The organism is Streptomyces sp. NPDC047081 (genome assembly GCF_040643775.1).
Taxonomy (GTDB): Bacteria; Actinomycetota; Actinomycetes; order Streptomycetales; family Streptomycetaceae; genus Streptomyces.
On record NZ_JBEYUY010000011.1, the window covers coordinates 104,427 to 117,625 of the forward strand.

Consider the following 13,199-nt stretch of genomic DNA (forward strand, 5'->3'; position numbering starts at 1 on the left):
CCCGGAGGGGACTTCGTGGGGATCGAGAGCGACAAGGTCGTCTACGAGTATCTGAGCGCCGTCGGCGACGTCGCGCAGCAACGCCAGCTGCCGTCGGCCGCCCGCATGCGCCTCGTCTCCGAGCTGCGCGGCGAGATCGAGCGGCGCCGCGCCAAGGCCGCCGTCGACAGCCCCGCCGCCGTCCGCCGGATCATCTCCCGGCTCGGCAGCCCCGACGAGGTCGTCAAGGCCGCCGGGGGCAGCGGGCAGCCGTCGGCCCCCGCCACCCCGACCCACGTCCCCGTCCAGCGCGACGACGAGCCCGACGACGGCAAGCGCCTGCCCAAGAGCCTGCGCAAAGTCGTACCGCGTCCGCGCCCGGCCAAGCCCGAACCGCCCGCACCACCCTCCGACGTCCCCTCCCCGCCGCACCTCGCCAGCGCCGCCGAACTCGGCGGCAGCGCCACCCACCCCGACTGGTGGCGGGTGGACAACACCCGGTTCGAGGACAGCCTGCCCACCGGGTTCGTCGGGGGAGTGGAGATCCCGGACCTGCTCAAGCCGCCGAGGCCGAAGGAGGAGGTGGAACAGGAGCCCGCGCCCGCCGTCGAGAAGGCCGAAGCGGAAGCGGAAGCGGACGTCGTCGAGGACGCGCCCGCGCCCCGCCGCCGTCTCTCCCTCCCGGCCGGCGGCTGGAGCAACCCCCTCCTCCTGCTCGCCGCCGGACTGCTGGTCGTCGGCGCGATCCTCGGGAACTGGTTCGCCCTGCTGCTCGGCTGGCTCATCGCCTACGCCTCCCGCCGCCTGACGCAGAACGAGTCCAAGTGGGCCGTCATCGGGATGCCGGGCATCGCCGTCACGGCCGGACTGGTCTGGCTCTGGGGCCGCAGCAACGGCCGCTGGGGCGACCCCATCGCCCAGGGCCACATGAACGACGCCATCGCGCAGACCTGGCCATGGGTGGTGCGGGGCGCGGCCGTGCTGTCGGCCCTGTTCGTGGTGTGGCGGTCACAGCGCAGGATGTAGCCGCAGCGCAGGACGTAGGTGTACGTCACACCCGGCGGACGCCTGCCCGTCGTACGGACTGGGCACAATGGCCGATATGGCCTCCACCACCGCACCCGCCCCCCTCACCGTCGGCTTCGACCTCGACATGACCCTCATCGACTCCCGGCCCGGCATCCGCGCCTGCTACCTGGCGCTGTCCGAGCGGACGGGGACGTACATCGACGCCGACCTCGCGGTCACCCGGCTCGGGCCGCCGCTCGCCGAGGAGCTGGTCAACTGGTTCCCGGAGAGCGAGATCGAGGCCATGAGCGACCTCTACCGGTCGATGTACCCGAGCATCGCGATCGCCGCGACGCCCGCCATGGCCGGGGCCCGGGAGGCGATCGACGCGGTGCGGGCGGCCGGGGGACGGGCCGTCGTCGTGACCGCGAAGTACGAGCCGAACGCCAAGCTGCACCTGGAGCACCTCGGCATCCGGCCCGACGAGGTCGTCGGCGACCTGTGGGCCGAGCAGAAGGCGGAGGCGCTGCGCGAGCACGGGGCCGCGGTGTACGTCGGCGACCACGTCGGGGACGTGCGCGGGGCGCGCAAGGCCGACGCGCTGTCGGTGGCCGTGGCGACCGGGCCGTGCAGCACGGAGGAGCTGGCGTCGGCCGGGGCGGACGTCGTCCTCGGGGACCTCACCCAGTTCCCGGGCTGGCTCGACGGCTACCGGCCCGCCCGCGCCTGACGGCGGCCGGCGGCAATGGACTGCAGCACTCCGGCACCGGCGATCAGGAAGCCGACTCCCATGAGCATGCTCAGTCCGAACATGTAGGTCGGAAATGGTTTCGCGTGGAGGAACAGCGGAGCCACTGTGACGAGTGTGGCCAGCGCACCGAGGAAGAACACGATGGCACCGGCACGGATCAGTCGGTCACCGGGCGCGGCGGAATTCGTTTGGGTTTTGTCACGCACCGGACCAGGGTAGTTCCCAGCGCGAAGGAACAACCCGGCGACGTCTTGTCACCGGCCTGAAGACCATTAGCCTTGGTACCGGCGGGTCCGCGACGACCCGCCCAAGTGCTATCAAGAGCCGTTTCCGAAGCAGTTTTCCGACGAGTACGAGGACGAGGACAGACGTGCCCACCGGCAAGGTCAAGTGGTTCAACAGCGAGAAGGGCTTCGGCTTTCTCTCCCGCGACGACGGCGGTGACGTCTTCGTCCATTCCTCGGTCCTCCCCGCCGGAGTAGACACACTCAAGCCGGGACAGCGAGTGGAGTTCGGGGTCGTCGCCGGTCAGCGAGGTGACCAGGCGCTTTCGGTGAGCATTCTCGACCCGACGCCCTCGGTCGCGGCCGCGACCCGTAAGAAGCCCGACGAACTCGCCTCCATCGTCCAGGATTTGACGACCCTGCTCGAGAACATCACGCCGATGCTGGAGCGGGGCCGTTACCCCGAGAAGACCGCCGGCAAGAAGATCGCCGGCCTGCTGCGCGCGGTCGCCGACCAGCTCGACGTGTAGCCGTCCGAAGCGGCCGACGTGAGCGACATACGCACCGAACCCGAAGGCGGGGCCACGGTTTCCGGGGCCCCGTCCGCCGAACTCCTGGAACGGATCCGCAGACAGCGCCGGCACACCCTGGAACTGCTCACGGTGTCCGCGGTCGGTCTCGTCCCCTGGACGGTCCTGCTCTGGTTCACGCTGCCGAGCGGCTACACGGTCCGTCAGTGGCGCACGGCCTGGGTCGGCTTCGACGTCCTGCTGGTCCTCGCGATGGCCTGCACGGCCGTACTCGGCTGGCGCCGCCACCGAGCCGTCGCGGTGGCGGCGGCGGCCACGGCGGCCCTCCTGATCTGCGACGCGTGGTTCGACGTGTCCCTGGCCCTGGGCACCGACGGAGTCTGGACGTCGGCGGCCATGGCGGTGTGCGTCGAGGTACCGCTGGCCGTCTTCCTCATCCGCAAGGTCCTGGGAATGCTGTCACTGGCGCACTGGCCCCCGCGCACGCCGCTGGCCGACGGTGACGAGAAGGCGTGAGGTTCAGGGTTCAGGGGAAGTCGAGGGCGTTCGGCCCGAGAGCGGGTACGAGACCTTCGGCTGCCGCTCGCGTGAGGAGTCCCCTTACCGCCGCATAACCGTCCTCACCGAGGTCGGCCGTGAACTCGTTGACGTACAGCCCGATGTGCTGGTCGGCGACGGCCGGATCCATCTCCTGGGCGTGCTCCATGACGTACGGCCGGGAGACCTCGGGGTCGTCCCACGCGGCGCGTACGGACGCCCGGATCGCGGCGGCCAGCCCCGTCAGCGCCTCCACTCCCAGCGCCCGCTTCGCGATGATCGCGCCCAGCGGGATCGGCAGCCCCGTCGTCCCCTCCCAGTGCTCGCCCATGTCCGCGAGCTTGTGCAGCCCGTAGTTCTGGTACGTGAACCGCGCCTCGTGGATCACCAGCCCCGCGTCGACCTTCCCGTCCCGCACGGCCGGCATGATCTCGTGGAAGGGAAGGACGACGATCTCCCCGACCCCACCCGGAACCACGTCCGCCGCCCACAGCCGGAACAGCAGGTACGCCGTCGACTTCTCGCTCGGCACGGCGACGGTACGGCCGGTCAGGTCGGCCCCCGCCTCCCGCGTCAGCACCAGCGGCCCGCACCCCCGCCCCAGCGCCCCGCCGCACGGCAGCAGCGCGTACTCGTCGAGGACGTACGGCAGCACGGCGTACGACACCTTCAGCACGTCGAACTCGCCGCGCTCGGCCATGCCGTTGGTGATGTCGATGTCCGCGAAGGTCACGTCGAGCGCGGGCGCGCCGGGGACGCGGCCGTGGGCGAGGGCGTCGAAGACGAAGGTGTCGTTCGGGCAGGGGGAGTACGCGATCTGCAAGGGGCGCTCAGAGGTCATGCTCTTTCCAACTCTCCAGGACGGGCGCGAGCTTCCCGAACCCCTCGGTCAGGGCCGCGAGCGCGTCGCCGATGCGCCAGGCGGCGCGGTCGCGCGGGCCGACGGGGTTGGAGACGGCGCGGATCTCCAGCACGGGGACGCCGTGGGCCGCGGCGGCCTCGGCGACGCCGAAGCCCTCCATGGCCTCGGCGAGGGCACGCGGGTGGCGGGCGCGCAGCTCGGCGGCGCGCTCGGCGGTGCCGGTCACCGTGGAGACGGTGAGTACGGCTCCGGCGCGGGCGCCCGTGGCGCGCACGAGGTCTCGTACGAGTGATTCCGGGGGACGGTGGGTGACGGTTCCGAAGCCGAGTTCGGTGACCGGGAGGAACCCGTCGGCCGTGTCGGCCCCCAGGTCGGCCACGGTGATCTCGTCGGCGACGACGAGGGAGCCGACGGGCGCCTCGGGCTGGAAGCCACCGGCGATCCCGGCCGAGACGACCAGGTCGTACGGGGTGCCTTCGAGGGCGGCGGCCGTGAGGGCGGCGGAGGTGGCGGCGGCCGCGAGGGCCGGGCCCACGCCTACGGCGGCGAGGTCGATCACCGCCGGCGATTCGGCGTGCCCGAGCGGCAGTTGCCGTAGCACCGTGCCCGGAATTCGCAGCTCACGGGGTGTGCCCGCGAACGCCTTTGCCACCGCGTCCCTCTCCACGGGGACCGCGGTGGCCACAAGCAGGCGAAGCCCAGCGGCTGCGATCAGTCGTCCTTCAGCAGCTTGAACGACCACAGGCCCGTCACACCCGTGCCGCTCTTCTTGCCGTCGCCCGCCTTGATGGAGACCAGGGTCGAGTTGCCGGTGGCGCCGTACTGCTGGTTGAAGAAGACGCTGCCCGGGATGGTGCGGTACGTCTTGTCGCTGTCCTCGGTGAGCGGCTGACCGTTCATCAGGATCGTCCACCGCTTGTCGGCGATGTCCGGGTCGACGCCGAAGCGGACCGTGTCGTCGGGGTCGACCTTGATGGACTGGATGCCCTTGTCCTTCAGGCACGTCGTGAGTTCCGCGGTCTGCAGGTTCTTGCCCTCGCCACCGCACGTGGCCTCCTCGCTGACGGAGGAGCGGCCGACCGTGATCGTCGAGCGGGGCGTCGGCTTGTCGCAGGCCGAGAGGACGAGCAGTCCGGCGGAAACGGCGCCGGCGACGGCGACGGCGCGGCGGCGTCGCACAACGGCGTAGACACTTGCGGCTCCGCCGCGTGGCATCGAGGTCATGGCCGAAGGCTATAGGGCGCGCCTGACGCGCTCCTTACGTGGGGTGCGGCGTGGCTGTGTGTTACGCCACGCGGGGCTTCGCCGGGCCCCCGCGCCGGGCGGAGCTGAGCAGGCCCCGGGTCGTCAGGACCAGGCCGAGGGCGAGGACGGCGGCGGCCAGGCACAGCCCCGCCGTGCCGTTCAGCGGCATCACGATGCCGATCGCGCCGCCCAGCACCCAGGCCATCTGCAGCATGGTCTCGGAGCGGGCGAAGGCCGAGGTGCGGACCAGTTCCGGCACGTCCCGCTGGATCAGCGCGTCCAGGGACAGCTTGGCCAGCGCCAGGCAGAAGCCGGTCGTCGCGGTGAGACACGCCACCAGGAACGCGCCGAAGAAGATCGCGGCGACGATCGCCGCGCCCAGCACCACCGCGAGGACGGTCACGATGATGATCTCCGGCGCCCGCTGCCGCAGCCACGCCCCGACCGCCGTGCCGAGCGCGTTGCCCGCGCCCGCCGAGACGGCCACCAGGCCCAGCGAGACGGCCGCGCTCTCGCCGGTCAGCGGGTGCTCGCGCAGCAGGAAGGCGAGGAAGAAGGTGAGGAAGCCGGACAGCCAGCGCAGGGCGGCGTTCGCGCCGAGGGCGTGCGTGACGCCGATGCCGACGGTCCTGAGGCCCGGGCGTTTGACCGGCTTGAGGTGCGGGCCGTGCAGGTGCTCCTCGTCGGCCGCGAGGAGCGCCACGTCCTCGTCCTTGGCCGAGTCGACCTTCGGCGGCAGCGTGAAGGACAGGAACGTACCGGCGATGTAGATCACGAAGGCGCCGTACAGCGGCCAGCGCGGGCCGATCGCCTGCAGGCCCGCCCCGATCGGCGCGGCGACTCCGGTGGCGAGGAGACCGCCGAGGGTGACCCGCGAGTTGGCCTTCACGAGGGAGAAGCGGGGCGGCAGCAGGCGTGGCACGACGGCGCTTCTGACCACGCCGTACGCCTTCGAGGCGACCAGTACGCCGAGCGCGGCCGGATACAGCTCCAGGCTGCCGCCGGCGACCGCGCCGGAGAGGATCAGCGCGAGCATGGCGCGGGCCAGCATGGAACCGGCCATCGCGGCGCGGCGGCCGTGCGGCAGGCGGTCCAGGAGCGGGCCGATCACCGGGGCGAGGACGGTGAACGGGGCCATGGTGATGGCGAGGTAGAGGGCGACGCGGCCGCGCGCCTCGTCCGTCGGCACCGCGAAGAAGACGGTGGAGGCGAGCGCGACGGTGATCATCACGTCGCCCGCGCCGTTCACCCCGTGCAGCTCGATCAGCTTGCCGAGACCGGACTCGCCGGCTCCGTGCGCGTGCGTGGCCTTGCGGATCCCGCGGGCCGTGCCCGTCACCGGGAAGTGCAGGGCACGCCCGACGGCGCGGACGGACCCGCCGAACCGGCCCGAACCGCCACCACGACTGCTGCCCTTGATCCCACCGACCCCGGTGGCTCCTTGGGGCGTCCTTGCGGCTGCCACTCCGTCATAGTGCCCCGAGAAAGCTGTGTGTAGTGCGGTTACCGCGCGTATGAACGCGTATGAAGCGCCCATGGGGCTATGAACCATCACGTCGGTGTAGGCCGGAGGGTCGCGAGAAGGTAGCGTGCGTAGCGCGTCGTGGCGAACGTTCTCGGCCGCGCGCCTCTCGGACATCCCGCAGAATGGATGCATGAGGTGCGCCCGAGCGCGATCGGGCACGGACGTCGACGCGGCCCCCTGGTCCGCTCCGTCCAGGCCCACCGCCTTCAGGCCGGCGCACCCGAGTGACGGCGTAGGAGAGAAGCGATACCTGTGAGCGCAGCGACAACGCGAAGCCGCACCACCGACCGCCTGTGTGCCGAGGCCGTCGACCTCGCCCGCGCCGCAGCCGAGGAGGCCGCCGCGCCCGGCGTGGTCGGCGAGCACGCCGGCCTCACCTCCGAGGGCGACCGTGTCGTCACCCACTTCTTCGAGTGCAAGGAGCTCGGGTACCGCGGCTGGCGCTGGGCGGTCACGGTGGCCCGCGCCTCCCGCGCCAAGATCGTCACCCTCGACGAGGTCGTCCTGCTGCCCGGCCCGGACGCCCTCCTCGCGCCCGAGTGGGTTCCGTGGAGCGAGCGCCTGCGCCCGGGCGACATGGGCCCCGGCGACCTCCTGCCCACCGACGCCGAGGACCTGCGCCTGGAGCCGGGCTACTCCGGCGACGACGAGCCGGTCCCGTCCTCGCCGGTCTCCGAGGAGATGGCGGAGCTGGTGGAGGCGGAGGACGCGGAGGTCACGGCCGGCACCCCCGCGAACCTCCCGGTCGCCCCCGCCCGCGGCTCCATCACCTCGGTCGCCGAGGAACTGGGCATGCGCCGTGCCCGCGTCCTGTCCCGTTACGGCCTGCACGTCGCCGCGGACCGCTGGGACGAGGCGTACGGCGCGAAGACCCCCATGGCCCAGGCGGCCCCCGCGACCTGCGTCAGCTGCGGCTTCCTCCAGCCGATCGGCGGCTCCCTCGGCCAGGCCTTCGGTGTCTGCGCCAACGAGTTCTCCCCGGCGGACGGCCGGGTGGTGTCCCTGTCGTACGGCTGCGGCGGCCACTCCGAGGCCGCGGTCATGCCGAAGCCGCCGGTCCCGGCCCCGCCGGTGATCGACGAGACCAAGGTCGACCCCTTCCCGCTGCGCCCGTCCGCGGACTCGGGCTCGGTGCCGGCGGTGGCGGACGAGGACGCGGCGGAGCTGGGCCACTCGTAGCCCCCGGTCCGGAGGGCGGCCCCTGGCGCTCTCCTCCCGCGCGCGGCGGTACCTTCGTGCTCACGCCGATGAGGAGAGTGAACGTGAGCAAGTTCGTGCGGCCCGCAGCCGAAGGTGCGGATCCCTTCGGGACCGCCCGTCTCAGGCGTGGTGTGCTGGATGCCTGGGCCACCAGCCCCGCCCGTTTCCGTGAGGACGCCAACGCCGAGGAGGATCTGGTCCTCGGCGGGTACCGGGACCGGCTCGTCGTCGAACTCGCGCAGAACGCCGCGGACGCCGCCGCCAGGGCCGGCGTGCCGGGGCGGCTCCGGCTCACCCTCCGCGACGGCGTCCTCGTCGCCGCCAACACCGGTGCCCCGCTGGACGCGGCCGGTGCCGAGTCGCTCGCCACGCTGCGGGCCTCCGCCAAGCGGGACACCGGGGACCGGGACGGGGCTGTCGGGCGGTTCGGCGTCGGGTTCGCGGCCGTGCTCGCCGTGACCGACGAACCCGCGGTCGTCGGCCGGCACGGCGGTGTGCGGTGGTCCCTCGCCGAGGCGCGGGAACTCGCCGCGGACACCGCGCGGCACAGCCCCGGGCTCGGCGACGAGATCCGGCGGCGGGACGGTCATGTGCCGCTGCTGCGGCTGCCGTTCGCGGCCGAGGGCTCCGCCCCGGACACGTACGACACCGTCGTCATCCTTCCCCTGCGCGACACCGCCGCCACCGACCTCGCCGAGCGGCTCCTCGACGCCGTGGACGACGCGCTGCTCCTCGCCCTGCCGGGCCTGGAGGAGGTCGTGGTCGAGACCGACACCGTGCGCACCCTGCGCCGCAGCACCGACGGCCCCTTCACGGTCGTGGAGGACTCCCGCACCGGCACGACCCGCTGGCGCACCGTCGCAGCGCACGGCCCGCTCACCCCGGACCTCCTCGCGGACCGCCCGGTCGAGGAACGCCTCCGCCCGCACTGGTCCGTGACCTGGGCCGTACCGGCCGACGCCGACGGCAGCCCCGCCCGCCCCGCCACCAGCCCGGTGGTCCACGCCCCGACCCCGAGCGACGAGCCCCTCGGCGTACCGGCCCTGCTCATCGCGTCCTTCCCCCTGGACACCACCCGCCGCCACGCGGCCCCGGGCCCGCTGACCGACTTCCTCGTCCAGCGCGCGGCGGACGCGTACACCGAACTCCTCGGCGCCTGGCGCCCGGTGGGGGAGGGGATCATCGGGCTGGTGCCCGGGCCCCTGGGCAAGGGCGAACTGGACGGCGCGCTACGAGCGGCGATCCTGGAGCGCCTCCCGCGGACGGAGTTCCTGCCCCCGGCGGCCGAGCCCACCGTCGGCCACGAGGGCGAGGGCGACCTCGACGTCGTACTTCCCGAGTCCCTGCGCCCCCGAGACGCCGAGATCGTCGAAGGCGCCGGGGTCGACACCGTCCGGGTGCTCGCCGAAGTGCTGCCCACCCTCCTGCCCGCCGGGCTCGAACGCCGGGCCGAGCTGCGGACCCTGGGTGTCGCCCGCGTCCCCCTCACCGACGCCGTCGACCGGCTCGCGGGGCTCGAGAAGGAGCCCGGCTGGTGGCGGCGGCTCTACGACAGCCTCGCCGGGGTCGATCCGGACCGGCTCTCCGGGCTGCCCGTGCCGATGGCCGACGGGCGGACCACCATCGGGCCCCGGCAGGTGCTGCTCCCCACCGCGGACGCGGCCCGTATCGACCCGGACGTGCTCACTCGGCTCGGGCTCAAGGTCGCCCACCCGGACGCGGCCCATCCGCTCCTGGAGAAGCTCGGCGCGCTGCCCGCCACCCCGCGCGCGGTCCTCACCACCCCGCAGGTCCGGGCCGCCGTCGCCGCCTCGCTCGACGACGAGGGCGGGCTGGACTGGGAGCAGGAGGCCCCGGACGCCGAGGAGTTGGCCGACACCGTCCTCGCGCTCGTACGGGACGCGGGCCTGGAGCCCGGCGACGAGCCGTGGCTCGGCGCCCTCGCCCTCCCCGACGAGGACGGCGAACTGGCGCCCGCCGGTGAACTCGTCCTCCCCGGCAGCCCCTTCCACAACGTGATGCGCGAGGGCGAACTCGCAACCGTCGACGCCGAGTTGGCCGACAAGTGGGGCGAGCAGCCGCTCGCCGCCTGCGGTGTCCTCGCCAACTTCGCCCTCGTCCGGGCCACCGACGTCGTCCTCGACCCGGACGAACTGGAGCCCCGGGAAGGGGACTTCGCGGAACCGGACGACGCCGGGCTGCTCGACGCCGTGGACGTGTGGAGCGAGGACGTCCTCGACCGCTTCCCCGACACGCCCGTACCGCCCGTCGCCACCGAGCTGATCGCCGTACGGGATCTGGACCTCGTCGACGACGACAAGTGGCCGCAGGCCCTCGCGCTGCTCGCCCAGCCGCCGCTCCGGGACGCGCTCACCCAGCCGGTCCGGATCCTGCTGCCCGACGGCACCCACGAAGTCGTACGGCCCTACACCGCATGGTGGCTGCGCGGGCACCCGGTGATCGACGGGCGGCGGCCCGCCGGTCTGCTGGCCGCCGGCGGCGACCCGCTGCTGCGCGGCCTGTACGACGAGGCCGACGCGACCGGGTTCGACGACGAGCAGGTGCTGAAGGCGCTGGGCGTGCGGACCTCGGTCGCGGCACTCCTCGACGAGCCGGGCGGGGCCGCCGAGCTGCTGGACCGGCTCGCCGACCCCGAGCGGCCGGTGAGCGGAGCCCAACTGCACGCCCTCTACGGGGCGTTGGCCGACCTGGACCCCGAACAGGTCACCCTGCCCGACGAGTTGCGGGCCGTCGTGGACGGGCGGGTCGAGGTCGTGGACGCGGCGGACGCCGTGGTCGTCGACTCGCCGGACCTGCTGCCCTTCACCGAGGGCGTGCCGCTGCTGCCGGTGCGGCCGGCGCGCGCGGCCGAGCTGGCGGAGCTGTTCCAGGTGCGGCGGCTGAGCGAGTCGGTGACCGGCGAGGTGGACTCCGAGGGCGCCGAGCACGACGTACCGGATTCGGTACGGGTGCTGCTGGGCCCGCGGACCCCCGCCACGTACGTGGAGCACGAGGAACTCTTCGTGGACGGCGTGGAGTTGGACTGGCGGCTGACCGGCGACGGCGTGCTGCACGCGGCCACCCTGGAGGGGGTCGCCGCGGGGCTCGCCTGGGCTGCCGGGCAGTGGCCGCGGCGGTTCGAGGTGGCGGCGCTGCTGGAGGATCCCTCGCGGACCGAGGAACTCGCGCGGGACCGCTGGTTCGACTGACCGGAAGGACCGCCCTTCACAGGGTGGTCCTTGATCTCAAGATTTCTCGCACAAATTCTTTACCCCCGTACAACCATTCCCCTCCGTCGCGGATCTGATCACGTGAGCCAACAGGCTCACTGGTCACTTCCTTACGGGGATCACATGCGTATGCGCACCACCGTGGCCGCCGTCACCGGCGCCCTGGCCCTGTCCGCCCTCGTTGCGCCGTCGGCCCTCGCCGCCGACGGCCCGAAGGCCCCCGCGGGTGTCGCCGCCTCCAACGAGGCCGCCCACTCCGCCGCCGGCAAGACCGCGTTCAGCACCGCGGACGTCACCGGCACGCCGTACGCCCTGAACGCCACCTTCTCCAACGTGAAGGTCAACAAGGGCAAGAACATCGTCGTGGGCACCACCAACGTCGTGAAGGTGCCGGTCTCCTTCACGCTGACCCACGGCGTCGAGGTCAACATCCACGCGGACGACTTCGTCTCCGCCGTCGAGCTCTACCGCGGCGCCTCCTTCGACGACGAGGAGTGGTGGATCGACAGCGACGTGGCGAAGTGCACCGACACCTCGGACACCGTCGCGACCTGCACCGCCACCGTCGCGGTCGACCCGTTCACCCTGCTGAACGAGGACGCGGGCGCCTGGAAGGCCGCCGCCTTCGCCGTCGCCTGGAACGACCAGCTCCCGGACGACCCGGACCTGGACCTGAGCAAGGTCGGCGTCGCCGTCAAGGACAAGGTCGCCGCCTACAACCTGCAGCGTCTGTCCAAGCTGACCGTCAACGCCGCGCCGGAGCCCGTCAAGAAGGGCAAGACCATCACGGTCACCGGCAAGCTCTCCCGCGCCAACTGGGAGACCACCAAGTACGCGGGCTACGCGAACCAGTCGGTGAAGCTGCAGTTCCGCAAGAAGAGCTCCAGCACCTACACCACGCTGAAGACCATCAAGACGAGCTCCACCGGCACCCTGAAGACGACGACCAAGGCCACGGTCGACGGCTACTACCGCTTCTCCTTCGCAGGCACCTCGACCACCCCGGCGGTCAGCGCCACGGGTGACTACGTCGACGTGAAGTAAGCGGCGAACACCTGCGAGTGACGGCGGCTTCCGGACGGGGACCCCGGAGGCCGCCGTTTCTCCGTGGATGGCAAGGGCTTCGCAATCCACGGTAAAAATCCCCGTTCCCCGTACAACTCCCCACATGCGTCACGGATCTGATCCCGTGAGCCAACAGGCTCCACGATCACTTTCTCCACTTGGGGAACACATGCGCATACGTGCCACTGTGGCCGCCGTCTCCGGCGCCCTGGCCATCTCCGCCTTCGCCCTGCCGGCCGCGCAGGCAGCGGACTCGTCGTCCTCGTACCAGGCGGAGGCCGCGAAGATCCTCGCCGCGCACTCGGGCAGGACCACGTTCAGCACGGCCGACGCCGCCGCCGCGGACCTCGGCGTCACCTTCTCGGACCTGAAGATCGCCCAGGCGATCAAGGTCGGCGTCAGCGGCCACTACTCCACCACGGTCACCTACACGCTGACCCACGGTGCGAACTACGACCTCACGTCGGACGACTTCGACAGCGGTCCGGTCATCTACAAGGGCTCGATCAGCGCCCCGACGAACATGCTCGGCGGCGAGCAGCCCGCGACCTGCACGGCCACCTCCGACACCACCGCCAGCTGCACGGGCAAGATCGACATCTACCCGGGCGAGGGCGACCTGGTCAACTCCGACGCGGGCAAGTGGTCGGCCGGCGCGCTCGCGCTGCAGTACAGCACCGGTGACTACTCCCTGCAGGGGTCCCTCGGCACCACCCTCGTCCAGCGCTTCTCCAAGCTGACGGTGAACGCCGCGCCGGAGCCGGTGAAGAAGGGCAAGACCATCACTGTCACCGGCACGCTCACGCGCGCCAACTGGGAGGACAACAAGTACCACGGCTACACCAGCCAGCCGGTGAAGCTCCAGTTCCGCAAGAAGGGCTCCACCACCTACACCACCCTCAAGGGCATCTACTCCAACTCGACGGGTGGCCTGAAGACGACGACCAAGGCCACGGTCGACGGCTACTACCGCTTCTCCTTCGCGGGCACCACGACGACCCCGGCGGTCAGCGCCACGGGTGACTACGTCGACGTGCAGTAAG

Annotated in this window: 13 protein-coding genes; 8 read left to right on the forward strand and 5 right to left on the reverse strand. The window is 72.1% G+C overall.

Annotation, left to right across the window (positions count from 1 at the left end; translation table 11 throughout):
- Positions 1-15 precede the first annotated feature (15 nt).
- Entirely contained in the window at positions 16-1,005 is a 990-nt protein-coding gene (locus ABZ848_RS22295; protein WP_360834347.1) for a hypothetical protein, read from the forward strand.
- 67 nt (positions 1,006-1,072) lie between these two features.
- Entirely contained in the window at positions 1,073-1,717 is a 645-nt protein-coding gene (locus ABZ848_RS22300) for an HAD family hydrolase (protein ID WP_360834349.1), read from the forward strand.
- On the opposite strand, the gene ABZ848_RS22305 is transcribed toward ABZ848_RS22300, so the two are convergent.
- On the reverse strand, positions 1,696-1,944 hold the full coding sequence (locus ABZ848_RS22305; RefSeq protein WP_360834351.1) for a hypothetical protein: 249 nt from the start codon (positions 1,942-1,944) through the stop codon (positions 1,696-1,698). The two genes, ABZ848_RS22300 and ABZ848_RS22305, sit on opposite strands and share 22 nt — an antisense overlap.
- Positions 1,945-2,108: 164 nt before the next feature.
- On the opposite strand from ABZ848_RS22305, the gene ABZ848_RS22310 reads away from it, so the two are divergent.
- Both ABZ848_RS22310 and ABZ848_RS22315 read left to right on the forward strand, forming a co-directional pair.
- Positions 2,109-2,492, forward strand: coding sequence for a cold-shock protein (locus tag ABZ848_RS22310; protein WP_360834353.1), 384 nt, complete (start codon positions 2,109-2,111; stop codon positions 2,490-2,492).
- An 18-nt stretch (positions 2,493-2,510) separates the two neighbouring features.
- A complete protein-coding gene (locus tag ABZ848_RS22315) occupies positions 2,511-3,008 on the forward strand; it encodes a hypothetical protein (protein WP_360834355.1) in 498 nt (165 codons plus the stop codon).
- 10 nt (positions 3,009-3,018) lie between these two features.
- On the opposite strand, the gene ABZ848_RS22320 is transcribed toward ABZ848_RS22315, so the two are convergent.
- From ABZ848_RS22320 to ABZ848_RS22335, 4 genes are all read right to left on the reverse strand, one after another.
- Positions 3,019-3,870, reverse strand: coding sequence for a 1,4-dihydroxy-6-naphthoate synthase (locus tag ABZ848_RS22320; protein ID WP_360834357.1), 852 nt, complete (start codon positions 3,868-3,870; stop codon positions 3,019-3,021).
- Complete coding sequence (locus ABZ848_RS22325; RefSeq protein ID WP_360834359.1) at positions 3,860-4,633, reverse strand: futalosine hydrolase; 774 nt, start codon at positions 4,631-4,633, stop codon at positions 3,860-3,862. The genes ABZ848_RS22320 and ABZ848_RS22325 overlap by 11 nt, the downstream gene beginning before the upstream one ends.
- Positions 4,603-5,115 (reverse strand): DUF2771 domain-containing protein, encoded by a 513-nt coding sequence (locus ABZ848_RS22330; RefSeq protein ID WP_360834361.1) that lies wholly within the window; start codon positions 5,113-5,115, stop codon positions 4,603-4,605. The genes ABZ848_RS22325 and ABZ848_RS22330 overlap by 31 nt, the downstream gene beginning before the upstream one ends.
- 61 nt (positions 5,116-5,176) lie before the next feature.
- Positions 5,177-6,601 carry an MFS transporter gene (locus ABZ848_RS22335; protein WP_360834363.1) on the reverse strand — a complete coding sequence of 475 codons (1,425 nt, stop codon included), beginning with the start codon at positions 6,599-6,601 and terminating at the stop codon, positions 5,177-5,179.
- 312 nt (positions 6,602-6,913) lie between these two features.
- Here ABZ848_RS22335 and ABZ848_RS22340 point away from each other — a divergent pair, with 312 nt between their 5' ends.
- From ABZ848_RS22340 to ABZ848_RS22355, 4 genes are all read left to right on the forward strand, one after another.
- Entirely contained in the window at positions 6,914-7,840 is a 927-nt protein-coding gene (locus ABZ848_RS22340) for a DUF3027 domain-containing protein (RefSeq protein WP_360834365.1), read from the forward strand.
- Positions 7,841-7,923: 83 nt separating this feature from the next.
- Positions 7,924-11,070 carry a molecular chaperone Hsp90 gene (locus tag ABZ848_RS22345; protein WP_360834367.1) on the forward strand — a complete coding sequence of 1,049 codons (3,147 nt, stop codon included), beginning with the start codon at positions 7,924-7,926 and terminating at the stop codon, positions 11,068-11,070.
- A 144-nt stretch (positions 11,071-11,214) separates the two neighbouring features.
- Complete coding sequence (locus ABZ848_RS22350) at positions 11,215-12,135, forward strand: hypothetical protein (protein WP_360834369.1); 921 nt, start codon at positions 11,215-11,217, stop codon at positions 12,133-12,135.
- Positions 12,136-12,325: 190 nt separating this feature from the next.
- Entirely contained in the window at positions 12,326-13,198 is an 873-nt protein-coding gene (locus tag ABZ848_RS22355) for a hypothetical protein (RefSeq protein ID WP_360834371.1), read from the forward strand.
- The last annotated feature ends 1 nt before the right edge of the window (position 13,199 follow it).